19 protein-coding genes are annotated in these 16,995 nt (G+C 61.1%); 8 read left to right on the forward strand and 11 right to left on the reverse strand.

Going from position 1 to position 16,995, the window contains the following annotated elements; translation table 11 throughout:
- Positions 1-40: 40 nt before the first annotated feature.
- The 3 genes from AC07UR_RS24095 to AC07UR_RS24105 all read right to left on the reverse strand — a co-directional run bounded on the left by AC07UR_RS24095 (position 41) and on the right by AC07UR_RS24105 (position 3,247).
- A complete protein-coding gene (locus AC07UR_RS24095) occupies positions 41-1,039 on the reverse strand; it encodes a Bug family tripartite tricarboxylate transporter substrate binding protein (RefSeq protein WP_173422766.1) in 999 nt (332 codons plus the stop codon).
- A gap of 169 nt (positions 1,040-1,208) precedes the next feature.
- Positions 1,209-1,739 carry a tripartite tricarboxylate transporter TctB family protein gene (locus tag AC07UR_RS24100; protein WP_173422767.1) on the reverse strand — a complete coding sequence of 177 codons (531 nt, stop codon included), beginning with the start codon at positions 1,737-1,739 and terminating at the stop codon, positions 1,209-1,211.
- Positions 1,736-3,247, reverse strand: coding sequence for a tripartite tricarboxylate transporter permease (locus AC07UR_RS24105; protein ID WP_173422768.1), 1,512 nt, complete (start codon positions 3,245-3,247; stop codon positions 1,736-1,738). The genes AC07UR_RS24100 and AC07UR_RS24105 overlap by 4 nt, the downstream gene beginning before the upstream one ends.
- Before the next feature lie 561 nt (positions 3,248-3,808).
- On the opposite strand from AC07UR_RS24105, the gene AC07UR_RS24110 reads away from it, so the two are divergent.
- The 4 genes from AC07UR_RS24110 (at position 3,809) to AC07UR_RS24125 (ending at position 7,006) form a co-directional block, all read left to right on the forward strand.
- The gene (locus AC07UR_RS24110) at positions 3,809-4,396 is read left to right on the forward strand and encodes a chromate transporter (protein ID WP_173422769.1); all 588 of its coding nucleotides are present in this window, start codon (positions 3,809-3,811) and stop codon (positions 4,394-4,396) included.
- On the forward strand, positions 4,389-4,928 hold the full coding sequence (locus tag AC07UR_RS24115) for a chromate transporter (protein WP_173422770.1): 540 nt from the start codon (positions 4,389-4,391) through the stop codon (positions 4,926-4,928). Before AC07UR_RS24110 ends, AC07UR_RS24115 begins: the two co-directional genes overlap by 8 nt.
- Before the next feature lie 135 nt (positions 4,929-5,063).
- Positions 5,064-5,933, forward strand: coding sequence for a substrate-binding domain-containing protein (locus AC07UR_RS24120; protein ID WP_173422771.1), 870 nt, complete (start codon positions 5,064-5,066; stop codon positions 5,931-5,933).
- Positions 5,934-5,962: 29 nt separating this feature from the next.
- On the forward strand, positions 5,963-7,006 hold the full coding sequence (locus AC07UR_RS24125) for an amidohydrolase family protein (RefSeq protein WP_173422772.1): 1,044 nt from the start codon (positions 5,963-5,965) through the stop codon (positions 7,004-7,006).
- A gap of 11 nt (positions 7,007-7,017) precedes the next feature.
- On the opposite strand, the gene AC07UR_RS24130 is transcribed toward AC07UR_RS24125, so the two are convergent.
- On the reverse strand, positions 7,018-7,311 hold the full coding sequence (locus AC07UR_RS24130; RefSeq protein WP_173422773.1) for a hypothetical protein: 294 nt from the start codon (positions 7,309-7,311) through the stop codon (positions 7,018-7,020).
- Between the two features lie 151 nt (positions 7,312-7,462).
- Here AC07UR_RS24130 and AC07UR_RS24135 point away from each other — a divergent pair, with 151 nt between their 5' ends.
- The 3 genes from AC07UR_RS24135 to AC07UR_RS24145 all read left to right on the forward strand — a co-directional run bounded on the left by AC07UR_RS24135 (position 7,463) and on the right by AC07UR_RS24145 (position 10,224).
- Positions 7,463-8,572, forward strand: coding sequence for a zinc-dependent alcohol dehydrogenase (locus tag AC07UR_RS24135; RefSeq protein ID WP_173422774.1), 1,110 nt, complete (start codon positions 7,463-7,465; stop codon positions 8,570-8,572).
- Between the two features lie 17 nt (positions 8,573-8,589).
- Entirely contained in the window at positions 8,590-9,267 is a 678-nt protein-coding gene (locus AC07UR_RS24140; protein ID WP_173422775.1) for an RraA family protein, read from the forward strand.
- Between the two features lie 96 nt (positions 9,268-9,363).
- The gene (locus tag AC07UR_RS24145) at positions 9,364-10,224 is read left to right on the forward strand and encodes an alpha/beta fold hydrolase (RefSeq protein WP_173422776.1); all 861 of its coding nucleotides are present in this window, start codon (positions 9,364-9,366) and stop codon (positions 10,222-10,224) included.
- Between the two features lie 21 nt (positions 10,225-10,245).
- Here the strand turns inward: AC07UR_RS24145 and AC07UR_RS24150 are convergent, their stop codons facing one another.
- Positions 10,246-11,181, reverse strand: coding sequence for a LysR family transcriptional regulator (locus AC07UR_RS24150; RefSeq protein WP_173422777.1), 936 nt, complete (start codon positions 11,179-11,181; stop codon positions 10,246-10,248).
- A 167-nt stretch (positions 11,182-11,348) separates the two neighbouring features.
- Between AC07UR_RS24150 and AC07UR_RS24155 the strand changes: the two genes are divergently transcribed.
- Positions 11,349-11,945: a HupE/UreJ family protein gene (locus AC07UR_RS24155; RefSeq protein WP_173422778.1), complete on the forward strand. Its 597-nt coding sequence runs from the start codon at positions 11,349-11,351 to the stop codon at positions 11,943-11,945.
- 105 nt (positions 11,946-12,050) lie between these two features.
- Here AC07UR_RS24155 and AC07UR_RS24160 read toward each other — a convergent pair whose 3' ends face one another.
- The 6 genes from AC07UR_RS24160 to AC07UR_RS24185 all read right to left on the reverse strand — a co-directional run bounded on the left by AC07UR_RS24160 (position 12,051) and on the right by AC07UR_RS24185 (position 16,990).
- Positions 12,051-12,251, reverse strand: coding sequence for a hypothetical protein (locus AC07UR_RS24160; protein ID WP_173422779.1), 201 nt, complete (start codon positions 12,249-12,251; stop codon positions 12,051-12,053).
- Between the two features lie 179 nt (positions 12,252-12,430).
- Positions 12,431-13,360, reverse strand: coding sequence for an ABC transporter substrate-binding protein (locus AC07UR_RS24165; RefSeq protein WP_173422937.1), 930 nt, complete (start codon positions 13,358-13,360; stop codon positions 12,431-12,433).
- 234 nt (positions 13,361-13,594) lie between these two features.
- A complete protein-coding gene (locus AC07UR_RS24170) occupies positions 13,595-14,560 on the reverse strand; it encodes a LysR family transcriptional regulator (RefSeq protein WP_173422780.1) in 966 nt (321 codons plus the stop codon).
- Between the two features lie 7 nt (positions 14,561-14,567).
- The gene (locus tag AC07UR_RS24175; protein ID WP_209792956.1) at positions 14,568-15,566 is read right to left on the reverse strand and encodes a 2Fe-2S iron-sulfur cluster-binding protein; all 999 of its coding nucleotides are present in this window, start codon (positions 15,564-15,566) and stop codon (positions 14,568-14,570) included.
- 2 nt (positions 15,567-15,568) lie between these two features.
- Complete coding sequence (locus AC07UR_RS24180) at positions 15,569-16,417, reverse strand: IclR family transcriptional regulator (protein ID WP_234903048.1); 849 nt, start codon at positions 16,415-16,417, stop codon at positions 15,569-15,571.
- A 51-nt stretch (positions 16,418-16,468) separates the two neighbouring features.
- Positions 16,469-16,990: a hypothetical protein gene (locus tag AC07UR_RS24185; RefSeq protein WP_173422782.1), complete on the reverse strand. Its 522-nt coding sequence runs from the start codon at positions 16,988-16,990 to the stop codon at positions 16,469-16,471.
- Positions 16,991-16,995 lie beyond the last annotated feature (5 nt).

A 16,995-nucleotide genomic window follows, 5' to 3' on the forward strand; every position in this document is an offset into this window, starting at 1 on the left:
TGGGTTCCCTCCCTGTTGTAGTTTCGGTGAAGAGCGAGGCTCAGCCTTCGCTCAAAGCTTCTTTCAGTGCTTCGATAACGTCAGGCTTCTGGTCGAGGGCTTTCTCGACAAGCGCGCTGACATCGTTGCCGACGAGCGGATCGACCGGCAGGCCCAGAGTGCGGGCCTTTTCGATGAATTCCGGGTCGGATGTGGCGGCGACATAGGCGTCGCGGAGCGCCTTCAGGCGATCCTCCGATATACCTGCCGGGCCGGCCGTGAGCCGTGAAATCCCGCTCTGGGATTCGATCAGCGCCACGACTTGCCGGGCTGTGTCTCCGTCGATCATCGACGACAACTGCGGCACATCCGTATCGCTACCACCGACCTGGGCGAGGATTCGGCCCTTGCCCTCATCGATGAATTGCTGGAATTCCGAGCGCGAGCCGATCACGCCCTGCACCTCGCCACGCATCATGGCGAGTTGGTCTTCATTGCCATTATAGCCCGATACGACTTGGATCGGCAGTTTCAGCGCCTTCACGAACATCATCGCCTCGATCATCGAAGCGCTGCCTTTGCCGGCCGTGGCGAACTTGATCGGTTGCTGCAGCGACCGGAGCTGCTCGAAGCTTTCAATGCCCGATTCCTTGGTCACGATGAGGACCCGCGGGTCGGACGCGACCTTGCCAATCCAGGACATCTTCGTCAGGTCGAACTTGATGTTCTGATCGCCACTCAACTGGCCGTAGATCAAGCCGGTGTTGAAGGTGCCAAAGGTCAGTCCGTCCGGATCGGACGCATAAATGTAGTTGGTTCCGATCAGGTGGCCGGCGCCCGGCATGTTCTGGACGACGAACGTCGAGCCGGGCAGATGCTTCTGCATGTACTGGGCCACAAGCCGGCCATTGGTGTCGTAAACGCCACCCGGCGAAGTCGCGACGATATAGGTGACGGTCTTGCCGTCAAAAAAGGCCTTTCCATCCTCCGCCCGGAGGACCGCCGATCCCGCCATCAGAAACACGGCGGAAAGCGACAGTGCCGAAACCCGTCCCTTCATATTCATTCTCCTCCCAATTTGCTCGGCCGTCCGAATGGGCGGCAATCCCGGTTTTCCGGACAAGAGGCACACTTCACCGCTGGCCGAACCAGCCTGTGCCGCCATGCTTGCCTTTGCTTATTCTGTGGCGTCCCGGTTTTTCGGGACGCTCTTTTTTTAAAGATCAGCTTCAGACCACGCCGATGCCGACCGTCCTCAGGAGCCACGGCGTTACGAAACCGGGGAACAACTGGATGTGCAGCAGTGCGCCGAACAGCAGATAGAGGACGACGGTTGCACCGACCGCAAGCGAGAGGCTCATCCTCCACGAGCTTTCAGCCTGCCGGCGCAGGAAGGTCGCGAGCATGAACGGGATGCTCACGTAGAAGCCGAAAGCCAGTATGGCGGCCACGAAGGCCACGAAGTAGATCCACATAGTGATTTCCTGGCGCACCGTATGGGGACCGAATTCCGGCAGTTCCGGCTCCAGACCTGGCACTTCATGGGCGATGCCTGCGCGCGGCGCCCCGTGGAAGGCACTCTTTGGCGAATGGAAGAGATCGATTGCCAGCTGAACGAGACAGAGGCCAATGCCGGGGATGCCGACTACGAGCGGCATGAAACGCGCCTTTGCCGGAAATTCCATCGCCAGTCCGACCATCACGCAGAAGAAGACGAGCATGACGATGGTGAGCCAGGTGCTGAAGGAATAGTGTCTCATGTGTTGAGCTCCACGCTGGCATGGGACTTGCCCGGCCGGAAATTGCGGTAGAAGGCATAGGCCATCAGGCCGACGATCATGCTGATCAGGACAAGCGACAGCGGCCGCAGGAAGAAGGAATACCCCCAAAGCTGCAGCGCCTGATGAAGCGAAGCTTCCGCCTGTCCGCCGAGCACGAGACCGATGACGAAGGGCGAGCGGGGCCAGCCGGCGCGCTGGAAGCCATAGCCGAGGATGCTGAAGAGCACGAGGACGACCAGGTTCTGCCACTGCACGTCGCTGACGAAGCAGCCGATTGTCACGAAGATCAGAATGAACGGAACAAGGACACGGCCGTTCACGAACGTCAGCACCGCGATCCAGCGACAGGAAACCAGCAGAATGCCGACGGCGATCAGGTTGCCGACCACGAGAGCCCAGATCAAGGTCCAGACGAGGTCGAGATGCTTGGTCACCATCGTCGCGCCCGGCTGGATGCCGAGGATGAGGAAGGCGCCGAGCAGAACCGCCATGCCGGAGCTGCCGGGAATGCCAAAAAACAGGGTCGGAAGCAGCGAACCGCCTTCCTTGCCGTTGCTGGCGGTTTCAGGTGCAATGACACCTTCGATCGCGCCCTTGCCGAAGCGTTCCGGGGTCTTCGAACTCTGGACGGCGTGACCGTAGCAGAGCCAGGCCGCCGTCGAGCCGCCGAGGCCGGGGATCATGCCGATGATGGCGCCGATAACCGAGGTGCGGATAACCAGCCACCAGTGGCGCGGCACTTCCATGACACCCGACAGTAGCTGGCGATAGGAGAAAGCCTTGTCCATCGATACGGCGGAGATCGAGCCGCCCTTGGTGGCGAGCGACAGCATTTCCGGCACAGCGAACATGGCCAGCACCGCGGTCACGAGGCTGACGCCATCCCAGAGGAACAGCATGTCGCCTGCATAACGGGGCGTACCGGTGATCGGGTCCATGCCGATGGTCGACAGTATCAGGCCGTAGAAGCCGACGATGAGACCCTTCACGATCTTGCTGCCGCTGGCGAGGAAGGCGATGAAGCTGATGCCGAGCAGGGCGATCAGAAAGAATTCGGCCGGGCTGAACATCAGGATGACCGGCTCAAGCACAGGGATCATGATGGCGAAGACGACGGCACCGATGATGCCACCGACGCCCGATGCCGTGATGCTGGCGCCGAGCGCCCGGGCTGCCTGTCCTTGCTTGGCAAGAGGATATCCGTCGAGCGTCGTCGCGGCGTCATCGCCGTCGCCGGGAATGCCGAACATGATGCTGGATATCTGGCCACTGGTGCCGTTGACGGCGTGCAGGGTCAGCAGAAATACCGCACCAGCCACCATGTCCATACCGTAGACGAACGGGATTGCCATGGCGATGGAGAGCTTCCCACCGATGCCGGGCATCACGCCGACAAGCAAGCCGCACACGACCGCTATCAGCATTAGACCCATGATGTGGGGCGTGCTCACAAGATTGAAGAGCGCCCCGAACATAGTCTCGATCATTTCTGGTTCCAATCCTCCCGTAAGACGGGGAAGGCGCCGTCGGTGCGGCACCACCCATCGGGCAATCACTTGCGATCTCCTCCCGCAAGCTGGGCGATTGCCAATACTCTGCGTCGGCTCCCTGCCTTTCGCTTGTCTCAATTAGTGCCACCAGCCCGGTCTTTGTCCAAAGCAAAAAACTATGCTTAGTCCAGCAGTTTTTGCGCGGACAGACCCTTCAGGGCACTCAATGCTTACCCGCTCGCGTCATCCATCTTTTTGAATTTTCTATTATTCATGGGAGTCCGCCGGCCGATATGCATGAGTGGATTATATCGGCTTTGTTGGCCATTCCCGGCCTGATCGAACCTCGTTCTGATTCGAACTCCTGAGCACCGGCGATCTCGCATTAAGTTTTTCTTACTTCGGGGGTAAGCCGAAATGGCGTGGACTTCGTCCCTGCCCGCCCCCTAGCATCTCGCCAATTGCGCGGCGCACAGGATGCTCGCGTATTTCCGGCCACGTTCGCGCCGCTTTCGCCATCCGGCCGCGGCAGAAAGCCGTGCGCCACTCGGAGGAGAGATGGACAGCCCCATAAACAAGAACGAAACCGCCGAGATCCGACAGGTCCCGGCGCTGGACCTGCTGGCGTCCTTCCTGCGGCTCGGAGCTTCTTCGTTTGGAGGCGGCATGACTGGCTGGACGCACCGGGAGATCGTCGAGCGCCGACGCTGGCTGACGGACAGCGAATTCCTGCAGACCCTGACGATCGCGCAGATCATGCCTGGCGCAAATCCTGTCAATCTCGCTGTCTATATCGGGCTCAAGCTATCGGGTTTTCGCGGCGCAGCGCTGGCGCTGTTCGGCATGATCCTGCCTGCTTTCCTCGCCATCCTCGCACTCAGCTTCACCTACCAGCAGCTTCGCTCCTATCCGGAGGCGCAGGCAGTGCTGCGCGGCCTTGCGTGCGTCGGCATCGCTTCCAGCCTCACAATGGGCATCAAGACCGCGCGGAGGCTGAAAGCGCATGTGGTGCCGATCGGAATCGCTGCCCTGGTGTTCCTCACGGTCGGCGTGTTGCGCTGGCCGCTCGTGGCGGTGGTCATCGGGGCCATACCGCTCAGCGTCGCTGCCACCTTCTGGCTTGAAAGGAAGAAGACCCGTGGATGAAGGAAAACTCCTCAACCTGATCACGATGTGCATTCCGCTGTCGCTCGTCTCCTTTGGTGGCGGCCAGACGATCATCGCCAGCCTGCAGCACCAAACCGTCGATATCCAGCATATGCTGTCGGGTGCTCGCTTCACCGATCTCTATGCCATCTCGCGTGCCGCTCCCGGCCCCGGAACGATGATCGTCTCGCTCATCGGCTGGGAGGTGAGCGGCCTTCTCGGCGCGGTGCTGGCGACGCTGGCCATCTTCGTGCCCTCCTCCATTCTCATCTGCGCCGTCGGCAGCTACTGGCACCGCCATCGCGGTCAGCCCTGGGCGATGGCGGCAGAGAAGGGGCTGGCGCCAGTGGCGGTCGGACTGATTTTCGCCGGCGTCTTTGCCGTCGGCCGCTCCGCCCAGTTTTCGCCGATCGAACTCGCGACCACTCTTGTCGCCGGGACCATCCTACTGCGTACCAAGCTCGGCCCCTATCCGCTGCTGGCGGCGGCGGGCATGCTTTTTTACGCCTTGAGCATCACCGGGCAGGTCTGAGCGACCGCCCTCCTTTCGACGACATCGGACAAAATTGACGCGGCCTGATTGACCGCATGCCGATTCACAGTATGATACTTAAAGAAGAACATCGTTCCGTATAAAGGAACAATTTCTATCCCGGAGGAAAACGACATGGCCCACCCCTTGGTGCTGAGGACGGCGCTCGGAAAGCACGACCACGTCAAGCCGCTGAAGGACGGCCGTGTCCACTCAAGTCGGTTGGAGCTGAGGTTCGAAGAATTCGAACCCTTGCCCAAGGCGTTTCGCGCCATGGTTCGCGGCGGCGATCTCGATATCTCGGAGATGGCGATCGTCACCCATCTTTTGGCTCATCACTACCGCAAGCCGATCACCGGTCTTGCCATTCCGCTCTGGAGCCGCCTTCCCCACACCAACCTCGTCTGCCCGGTCGATTCTCCGGTCAGGGGGCCGCGCGATCTCGCGGGAACGCGGGTTGGCGTACGCGCCTATGCCCAGACCTCGGGCGTCTGGGTGCGCGGCTTCCTTCAGCATGAATACGGCCTTGATCTCGACGGCATCACGTGGGTCACCATGGAAGACGCCCATCTCAGCAAGTACCAGGACCCCGCCAATACCGAGCGCAATACGGGCGAACTGGCGCTCCGGCCCTTGATGATGTCGGGGGCGCTGTCGGCGATCATGGGCGAGCGCGAAGTTGATCCTGCGGGTATCCGCACTGTCATCTCCGATGCTCAGGCAACGGCAGAAGCCTGGATCGCCCGAACGGGCATCGTGCCGATCAATCACACGCTCACCGTCAGGACTGCGTTGATCGAGGACCATCCCTGGCTTTCAGGCGAACTCATGGAGATGTTCGAGGAGGCCCGCCGCATCGCCATCGAGGAGGACGGAGCGACGCCGCCTCCTGCGTATGGGTTGAAAGCCAATCTCGCCTCGCTGCAGCTCGCCTTCGCCTATTCGGCCGAGCAGCGCATCACGCCTGCCGTCTACGACGCCAACGAACTCTACCCCGCGATCTGAAGCCGCCGCCGGCCTTCGAGGATAAGACCATGATCATCGACATTCACGGACATTACACCACCGAGCCGCAGGCGCTGCACCAGTTCCGCGACAAGCAGCTTGCCGGCCTCGCCGATCCCATGCGCCGGCCGCTCACCACCGATCTCGGCATCACCGACGAGATGCTGCTGAAATCCGTCGAGCCGCAGCTTGCCTTCCAGAAGGAGCGCGGCAGCGACCTCACCATCTTCTCGCCGCGTGCCGCCGGCATGGCCCACCATGTCGGTACGGAAGCCGTCGGCATGCAGTGGGCGAGGATGTCCAACGACCTGATCCACCGCATCTGCACCCTGCTGCCGGACAATTTTGCCGCCGTCGGGCAATTGCCGCAGCATCCGGGCGCTCCGCCGAAGAACTGCATTCCCGAGCTCGAGCGCATCGTCAACGAACTCGGCTTCGTCGGCGTCAACCTCAATCCTGATCCGTCCGGCGGCTACTGGACCGATCCGCCGCTCACCGACCGGCAATGGTATCCGCTCTACGAAAAGCTCTGCGAGCTTGACGTGCCCGCGATGATCCACGTCACCTCGTCGTGCAATCCCTGCTTCCACCACACGGGCGCGCACTACATCAACGGCGACACCACCGCCTTCATGCAGCTGATCCAGGGTGATCTGTTCAAGGATTTCCCGACGCTGAAATTCGTCATCCCGCACGGCGGCGGCGCGGTGCCCTTTCATTGGGGCCGCTACCGGGGGCTCGCACAGGAAATGAAGAAGCCACTGCTGAGCGAGCACCTGCTCAACAACGTCTTCTTCGATACCTGCGTCTACCACTATCCCGGTATCGAGCTGATGGCCAAGGTGATCCCGGTCGACAACATCCTGTTTGCCTCGGAGATGCTCGGTGCGGTCAAGGGCATCGATCCGGAAACCGGCCATCACTACGACGACACCAAGCGCTACATCGACCAACTGACGACACTCGACGAGGGCAGCCGATACAAGGTGTTCGAGGGCAATGCCCGGCGCGTCTATCCACGTCTCGATGCGCAGCTTGCCAAGCGCGGCCGTCCCGGCCGGACAGGTCATTGATCATGCCCGCCTCAGCAGCAGGAGATATCGCCGTCCGACACGATTGCGTCCTTCATCCAGTAGGGTGGCAGGTCGTCCTCCACGACGTCGGCGACGCGCTTGAACACCTTGAACTGATGGCGGCGATCGGGGGCGGTCCAGAAGGCGACGACGGTTTCCAGCGGCGGGCATCCGGGCAGGCCGCAAGCGATCTCCGACACCATGACCGCAACGTCCTCGTCCAACGAAAAACGAGCGCGCGTAAAAGCCTTCACGCGGCGGATGGCGACGAGAGCTTCGGAACGGGCGGAGGGGGACTTGAGCATGTTTTCGATCCTGACCTGCGGGCAGCGCGGCCGGCAGCACACCAACAATTAAAGGCCGGGCGTCTGCCCTGTCAAAAACCAATTCGGAAAAACCGACCGGGCGAAAACGGCATGCCGGCACCGGCGCTTCACCACTTGAAAGGATAATGAGATGAGCCAATCGGTACTCGCGGCAGTCCGCACCGGCCCGGGCAAGATGGAAATGCGGGAGTTCCCGATGCCCGACATTCCCGAGGACGCAGCCCTCTTGAAGATGGAAGTCGCCGGCATCTGCGGCACAGACGTCAAGCTGTTCAAGAACCCGCCGAACAATGCCCCGACAATCATGGGCCACGAGAACATCGGCTACATCGCCAAGGCCGGCCGTGAATTCACGCGCCGAAAAGGCTTCAAGGAAGGCGATCTCGTCTTCGTCGAGCACTATGTCATGTGTGGCAAGTGCCAATGGTGTCACCAGGGCCAGTACCGCCATTGCGAAAACACAGACTGGCGCAACAATCCAGAAGGCATCCGCTACGGCTACACTTCGGCTGAGCGGGCGCCGCATTTGTGGGGCGGCTTCGCGCAATATGTCTACCTGCCATGGAATGCGGTTGTCCACCGCGTGCCGAAGGGTGTGTCGCCGGAGCTTGCCGGCCTCGTCACCCCCATGGCGAATGGCGTGGAATGGTCGCTGTTTGATGCAGGCGTCGGCTATAACTCCACTGTGTTGATCCAGGGGCCAGGCCAGCAGGGCCTGTCGCAGACAGTTGTCTGCAAGCAGGCCGGTGCTGCGCTCATCATCGTGACCGGCACGACCAAGGACGCCGCCCGGCTTGAAGTGGCAAAGCAACTCGGCGCCGACTATGTAATCGACGTACAGCAGGAAGACCCGCTCGCCCGGATCATGGAAATCACCGGCGGCAAGGGCGTCGATATCTCGCTCGACTGCACCGCGGGCGCGGGCACCATCCCGATCCTTCTCGGCGTGGAAGCGCTGAAGCGCAAGGCCGGCACCATTCTCGTGCAGGGTGAGATGAAGGAATTCCCGAACTTCCCGCTGGAAAGGGTCACCACCAAGGCTATCACCATCAAGAGTGCCCGGGGCCACAGTTACCTCGCCTGCGAGCTGGCACTCGAGCAAATCGCCTCCAACCGCTTCCCGCTGGAAAAGATCACCACCCACCGCTTCGGCCTTGCGGATGCCGACCTCGCCATCCGCTCCGTCGGCGGCCAGGGCGTGCCGGACGTGATCCACGCATCGCTGATGCCCTGGATGTAAGGAGGAGAGGACTGGTTATGACCCTCGGTTTCAGAATCCTCGAACGGCAGCGCAAGGTGAGCGCTGAGACGATCGAGAAATTTCGCGAGATCCCCGTCGCCAATGTCAGCGATGTCATGTCCCGCATGGTTGCGGCTGGTCCTGCGCTCCGGCCGCTGCATGCTTCCGGAGTGCTCGCGGGTGCAGCCTTCACGGTCAAGACGCGGCCAGGCGACAATCTCATGATCCACAAGGCTTTGCTGATGGCAGGCCCGGGGGACGTGATCGTCGTCGATGCCGGAGGCGATCTCACCAACGCGCTGATGGGAGAACTTATGCTCTCCCATGCCCGCGCTATCGGCACGCACGGCGTCGTCATCAACGGCGCGGTGCGGGATTACGGCTGGATCAGCAGCAATACCTTCCCGGTCTTTGCAGCCGGCGTCACCCATCGCGGCCCTTACAAGGATGGCCCCGGCGAGATCAACGTGCCGATCTCGCTCGGCGGCATGATCATCGAGCCTGGCGATCTCCTGCTCGGCGACGAGGACGGACTGGTTTGTGTGCCCTTCGAGCAGTCGGACCATATCCATGCACTCGCCAGGGCCAAGAACGCTTCCGAGGCGAAGACCTACGAAAATACGCTCGCAGGCAGGCTCGACCCGAAGCTTTGGGTCGACGAGACGCTTCGCAAGCTGGGCTGCGAAGGCGTGTGACACTCAGGCGAGGAGCTCGAAAAGCGCCCTGCCCGGCAAGGGTCGGACGGGCATAGTCGCGGCCGGGGCGGTCGCACAATGGAATGGGAGGTTTGGATGGCAACGACGAAGATCGACGGTATTGCGACGCGCTACGAGGTGCTGGGCTCGGGACCACCGCTGCTGATGTATTCGCCGGGCGGCTTCGACGCCGCCCTGGAGAAATGGCGAACACAGGGCATCTACGCCGAAATCCAGTTTCTCGACCAGTTGCCGAAGCATTTTACATGCATCACTTTCGACAGGCGCGAGACCGGGCAATCCGGCGGCCGCGTCGAGCGGGTGACCTGGTCGGACTATGTGCGCCAGGGTAAAGGCCTGCTGGATCATCTGGGTTTCGGCAAGGCCTTTCTTATGGGCGGTTGCATGGGCTGCAGCGTCGTTGCCGCCTTTGCCGTGGAGCAGCCGGAAACGACTTTGGGCAACGTGCTGTTCTGGCCGGTTGGTGGTGCGCGCTACCGGATGACAGGCCACCAGCGTTTTGCCGAACATCTGGCTTTCGTCCACCAGAATGGGCTCGAAGCCGTGGTCAGGCTTGCTGGCGAAAGCAACAAGCCCTTTGGTGCCGATCCGCGCGGGGGACCCTGGGTCTCGGTGCTGCGCCACGACAAGGAATTTGCCGATCGTTATGCGCGCCAGAATGTCGATCATTACAAGGCGATCATCGCCGGCATGCCGCGCACGCTGCTCGATCGCGACACCGCTCCGGGCGCCGAGCCCGAAGACCTGTTGCGGCTTTCAAGTCCGACCCTGATCATTCCCGGTGCGGATGCCTCGCATGCCACCTCGGCGGCACGTTATTTCCAGGAGTGCATCCCCGGCTCGCAATATTGGGATGTCCCGGTCCCTGCCCAGAATTCGGCGGACACGAACGCCCGCGTGATCGAGTTCCTGAGCAAGGTCGCTGGTACCGCCTGAGCTTGAAAGGACGCATCCGCCTCAGGCGGATGCGTCGTCCGGGCCGATGAAATCCGGCAGGAACTTCTTTCCCTCCGTAACAAGAAAATTCTCAAAGGCGGAGATCAGTGGCGTCATCGCCCGGTCCGTGCGGCTGACTGCAAACCATTGCCGCCGGATCGGCAGGCCAACGACATCAAGGATAGCAAGCTTTCCAGCCTGTACCTCTGCCGCTACGCTATGGGCAGCGAGAAAAGCGATGCCGTTGTCCGACAAAATGGCCCGCTTTATGTCCTCGATGGATTCCATTTCGGTGTTCGGCCCCTCTGCCCGCCCGGGAATGTCACTCATGAACCGATCGAAGAAGACACGCGTGCCCGAATCGGGGCTGCGCAAGTAAAAGTGCTCGCGGGCGATTTCGCTCTTGGAGATCGAATGGCGACCAACGAGCGGATGGTGCCTGGCGCAGACGGCGATGAGTGAGTGTTCACCGAAGATGGCCGCGCGAACCGAAAACTCGCGCGGGGGCCGACCGAGCAGGGCGACATCGATCGTGCGGTTACGCAAGCGCTCGACCGTTTCGGCGCGCCGCTCGATAAAGAGCTCCAGGTCGATGTTCGGGTAGAGGGCTGCGAACGCGGCTAGCATCGGCTGGGCAAAGTACTTCACCGTCGAGACAGCACCGACAGCAATGCGCCCACGCTTCACGCCTTTGAAAGCGTCGAGCTCTTCTTCGAGTTGGGCGAGCCGCTGCTCAATGTCACGTGCAGCGGACAGAACGGCGTGGCCGGCCTCGGTCGGAAACATGCCATGCGCCATTCGGTCAAACAGCGATACGCCAGCCTCTGCCTCGATCTGCTTCAGCTGCAGCGTTACCGCCGGAGCCGTCAGTCCGAGCACTTTTGCTGCGCCGACGATCTTTGCGTGCTTCTCAATCGCGAGGATGGATTTCAGCTGGCGAAAAGTGATGTTTTTCATGAGCAGAACTTAAGAAAACTTAATGCGGAGGTAAAGAGATTAAAATTTACTTTCCGGCTGCGATGGTCGATTTTCATTGTCAGCAGGTTAGCCCCACAGACAATCCGCGCCCGTATCAAGCGCTCGGCATCTGCAGAATCGTTCGAAACATTCAAGGGAATCGAGAAATGAAAGCAGCAATCAAGAGCGGTCTGCTGGCCCTGGCCGCCATCGGTATTCCGGCCGTCGCCCACGCCCATACTGGCGTCGGCGATACAGGCGGTCTTGTTCACGGCTTCATGCATCCGATCGGCGGCCTTGACCACGTCCTGGCCATGGTTGCAGTTGGCGTGTTCGCCTCCATCCTCGGCGGCCGTGCGCTCTGGCTGGTGCCGACAAGCTTTGTCGTCATGATGGCCGTTGGCGGCGTCCTCGGTATGCAAGGTGTAAGCGTCCCGTTCGTCGAGATCGGCATCGCGGCATCCGTCGTCGTGCTTGGCCTTGCCGTCGCGCTGCGCTGGAACCCGCCGACGGCTGCCGCCATGGGCGTCGTCAGCCTCTTTGCGATCTTTCACGGACACGCACACGGCGCTGAAATGCCGCTCGATGCCTCCGGGCTGCAATATGCCATCGGCTTCATGGCGGCGACCGCCCTCCTGCATATCGCCGGCGTTGGCCTCGGCGTCGTCATCGGCCGGATCAGTGCCAACTCCACGGCCGCCATGCGCTTTGGCGGCGGCGCCATGGCACTCGCCGGCGTCGGCCTTCTGACCGGCTACATCTGAGAAGGTTCACCTTCTTCGCATGATCACAAAACAGCAAAAGGCCGCCCGAGGGCGGCCTTTTTGTCATACCTAGCTTGCCGAGCCTTCCCGAGAAGACCAGGGAGCTTAGCGACGCTTGGTCGCGCGGCGGAACGCATTTTCGTCGATGCCGAGGGTCTGAAGAGCGCTTATGGAGGGAGTGCGGCGGTCGCGGGTCGCAGCAGCGCATTCCTGAGCGGCGCTGAGCAGGCTCATGCCATCCTTGAAGCCACCGAACATGCTGTTGATCCAGGTCGTATTTGCGTAGCGTGCCACCAGCGTCGTCATCTCTCATCTCTCCGTTTTATATGCCCTGCATATAATGCTGCAGTGCAACGAAGAAAAGGGCAACGCAAACAGACCTGCCATGCAGGCACCGCATGGCAGGTTGCAAGGCAGCTCGAAAGACCTCAAGCGGCGGTTATCAAACGACATCGATGAGCGTCACGACGCTCGATATTGCGGCGTCAGATAACGAAACTTTCCATGGTTTCCGGGGCGAAGATGTCTTCGGCGCACAGCTGGCGCTTCGACAAACCCTGTTCGAAGGAGTAGCGCAGGAAGGTATCAAGCGTTTGCCTGTTTTGCTTGAAGCCGTAGCTCCAGTAGTCATCTCCCATCAGCCGTTGCGCCTCTTCCACATGGGCGCTGAGCCAAGGCAGCATCACCTTCAGCGCCGCCGTTTCCTGCAGCTCGCGATAGACGCGACGTTGTGCATCGGCAAAGGCCTTGTAGAGTGATTGCGCGATCCAGCGGTGTGACTCGTAGATCTCGCGGCGGATGACAATCGTGTGCATGATGGGAAAGATATTGGTTTTGCGGAAATAGGCCCGCTCCACCTCGACGAAGCTTTCAAACAGCCGCCGTACCTGCTTGCCATCGTAGGACGAAGGCTTGCGCGCCGTATAGAGCGCATCGATGTCACCATTGCGCAGCATGGCCGACAGGGTCTTATCCGGTCCGAGCCGGTTGAGTCGGATATGGCTGGGCAGGTTAAGCGGCAGTTTTTCCGGCCGGTTCGGCTGCTCCTCACCGCCCGCATAATAGGTCACGTCGTCGACCTTTACGCCGTATTCGTCCGACAGGATGCCCCTGATCCATACCGGAGCCGTCATCTGGTACTCCGGCGTTCCGACGCGCTTGCCGATGAGGTCGCGTGGCTCGTTGATGCCGGCACCGCCATTCACATAGATCGAGGAGTGCCGGAAATAGCGCGAAGGAAACACCGGGATCGCGACGAACGGCCGCGCCTCGGAAAAGCACGACATCACATAGGAGGACAGCGACATCTCGGCGATGTCAAACTCCCGGTGGCGCAACATGCGGAAGAACGTTTCCTCCACCGGCATGTTGAGAAAGACGAGGTCTATGCCATCAGGAGTGATCGTCTTGTCCATAAGGGGGCGCATCCGGTCGTAATCCCAACAACCGAACGACAAACGTAGCAGCGAACTCAGAGTAATCTCCCTGGCATTTTCCGAGAACGGAGCGGCCAATCCGGCGGCGTCATCCCCTTCCGGGACACCACATGCACGGTTCCTCGCGGCCTTCCTGTTCCGTCCTCCCGTTTCGATATGCGCGATCATCCGACGCTGGAGGGGGAATGTCCAAGATAAAGCCTATAGGCTTGCTCAAACTAAATCAGCTTGCTCGGTCGGAAGCAGGCGGTCGATCGTGTGCGCATAAGGGCCAACTTCCGTGGTCAACCGATCGACCATTCGGTCGATAAAGCGGAGAAACGGCTTCTCATCGGCAAACCCTCGATGGCTCGGATGGGCGAGGAAAAGCGTTCTTTTGACCGCAGGCCGTGCGATGCGCCGGGCCACGAGCTTGCCCTTCTTCACCTCCTCCGCGACGATGCCGTAGGGCATGATGCTCTGGGCAACACCATGCAGTACAAGCGCCTTTATCGCCTCGTTGGACTGCACCTGGTAGGTGATCTTGACGTCAACGGAAAGCCGCGACGCCGTCTCCTGGACACGTTTCCAGATGATGTCGCGATTGGAGACGAGCGCAAGGTCTCCGACTACCGCCTGGCGGAAGGAAATATCCCCCTCCTGCTGGCTGCCGTTCGGTGCGGAGACGTGCAGAAGATCCTCCTCAAGCAACGCAATGCGGCGGATGCCAGGATTGTCCTCGATGTCGTAGGCAAGCACATAATCGAGTTCGCCCCGCTCGAGCGCATCTGTCAGCACGAAGCTCAGCTCCTCGACCACTTCCAATGCGATATTTGGCAACTGGGCATTCGCCGCCACGAGCAATTCGGTCCCGATCAGCTTCAAAATGCTCGGCGTCGCGCCGAAGCGGATGCGAACCTTCTCGCCGCCGAGCGTGATGAGATCGCGGCGTGTCTCCTCTATGCGCTGCAGGATCTCGATCGCCCGCTCGTAGAGCAGCATGCCAGCCGGTGTCGCGCTGACCCCCCGTGAATGGCGGTCGAGAAGCGGGATCTGCAGGCTGTCCTCGAGATTGCGGATCTGGATGCCGAGCGCCGTCTGGGCCAGGTTGAGCTGTTCGGCCGCTCGAGTGATGTTGCCGACTTCAACGACTTTGACGAAATAGGCGAGCTGCCGCAGCTTCATGGCATGTCCCAGCATGTGGTCCTCAGTAGAACTGATCGAAATGAACCTGGGCCGATGGTACGCCAAGGTCAACCAGCATCTTCTGGATGGCCTGCCCCATCAGCGGCGGGCCCGCAAAGTAGATTTCGCAATCGCGCAACCGTTCGGAAAACAGGCGCTCGGCCACCTCGTGCACGAAGCCGCGGTGCCCGGCCCAGCCGTCGTCGCCGCCGGCCGATATCGCCGGGTGGTAGCGTATATGGGTGCCAAATCGCGGCAGTTCGGCGAGCATATCTTCGCCGCAGATATCCTGGGCCGAGCGCCCGCCATAAACGAAATCGACAGTGCGCCCGGCAAAAAGCGGCGAGGCTGCAGCAGCCCGCGTGACCGAGATCATCGGCGAGAGACCCGAACCACCGGCAAGACAGATGATATCGCGCTCCGCATCCTCGCGGAAATAAGCCATCCCGTATGGCCCGTCGATCTTGATCCGGTCGCCGACCGAAAGCGCGCCAAACAACTTGCCCGTCGCGGCACCGTTCGGTACGCGCCGGATCTGGAAATGCCATTCGTCGGCATCGGTGTTTGCCATCGAATAGGCGCGGCTGCCCTCAACGCCCGGCAGATCGAGAAGCGCGTACTGGCCGGCAAGGAATGGTTGGGGACGATCGAGCCTGAAGCGGAATTCGCGAATGTCGTGGGTGATGTCGCGCACCGCGACAAGAACGCCCGACTGGCGAACCGGCGACACATGGCTCTCATATTGCGGCATGAACCGGAGCTTGACCGTGCAGTCTGCAAGCGGCCGGGCCTGACAGCCGAGACGGCGTCCCCTCTCCCGATCACGATCGCTCAAACCCGGCGCATTGGCGCGCAATTCCTCGATTTCGCCTTCCAGAAGATCGAAGCGGCAATTGCCGCACGAGCCGACGTTGCATTCATAGGGAAAACCCAGTCCGGCCCTAAGCGCTGATCGCATGATCGTATCGTCATCTGCGCATTGCCACCGGATGTCGCTTCCCTTGACTGCAATCGTCGGCATCTTCAGCTCCCTAGGTCATGATGGTAGGCCGCCGTGTATCCAAGGCGGGATGATATGGTTGCAACGGCCGCCAGCAGCGGCTGCGAAAAGCTCTCAAGCGTCTCCATCGTCAGCCTCTGGAGTGGCCCCGCGATACCGACCGCGCCGATCACGGCTCCGGTGGAGTCGCGCACCGGCGCGGCAATGCCGCGAATGCCGGGTTCATTCTCCTCGTCCTCAAAGGCAAAACCGCGCTCGCGCACCTCGGCAAAGATCGCTCTCAGCCGCTCGGGGTCGGTGACCGATTTTGGCGTGCGCCGCTTCAGTGGCCCCGAAAGGATGTCGTCCACCACCGACGGTGGCGCGAAAGCAAAAATCGCTCGGCCTACCGCGCTGCAATAGGCCGGCTTGCGTGCACCGAGCTCCGATTTCATCGCCAAGGCCTGCGGACTTTCGAGATCGTAGATGTGCATGACCTCGCCGTCCGAGGGGATGCCGAGGATGATCGTCTCGCCCGTAAGCTTGCGCAGATCGAACAGATGCGGTCGCGCCTCGTTCGGCAGATCCATGCGCCGGCGAACCAGCGTACCCAGCGCAAAAAGGCCGACGCCGAGGCGGTAGCGCTCCGTCTGGGGGTTCTGCTCCAGCAGTCCTTCCGCCACCAGCGTTTGGGCGAGCCGGTGCACCGTGCTCTTTGCCACCTTGAGCCTCTTTGCCAGCGCGCTGACGCCGATCTCCACTTCGCTCTCGGTAAAGGCCTTGAGGAGATGAATGGCGGTCGCCACGGACGAGAGGCGGTTGCGCGTTGCGCGGTCTTTTTCCTGCTGCTTGTTCGGTGCGTTCATGATCGGGTCATCCGTTAGTAGGCTCATGGCTCGTCCTTAACATAGTTGCGCCAGTTTCCCACAACGCCCCGATCGACCTCAGACCCTCAGCGCACTCAGCATTTCGCTGACATATTCGACACCATTCGAGATCACGAGCATGGCCGCAAAGGGCCGCATGTTGATCAGCGTGCGCGAGAGCATCTCGTAGGAAACTTCCGGCGCGCTGAGCACCAGCCCGGTCGGCAGCTTGTTGCGCACGAAACAGGCATTGCCGATAACTTCAGCCACCTCGGCCGTTGCACCCGCGGTCGCCACCATAACGATCACATCAGCATCTGCGACTTCGTCCGCGAGATTGACATGGCTGCCATCCAGGCCCTTAAGAACGGCATCGACCGGCAACATATGCAGCGTCTCGCTCGCAGGTTTGGTTTCAACAAATCCAAGGAAATGCGCGTCGCTCCATTCGCGGCCGGCCAACTCGACCAACACCTCGAAGCTTGCAGCATCGAGCGCGATGATCCGCGATTTACGTGGGCGCGAATTGGGGTAGCCGACGCGGAAGCGAGCTTCCTCCGCGGAACTGAAACGGGCGCTTTCACTCATTCCAAGCTGCATGGGAT

Source organism: Ensifer sp. GW821-FHT05G01 (assembly GCF_059419585.1).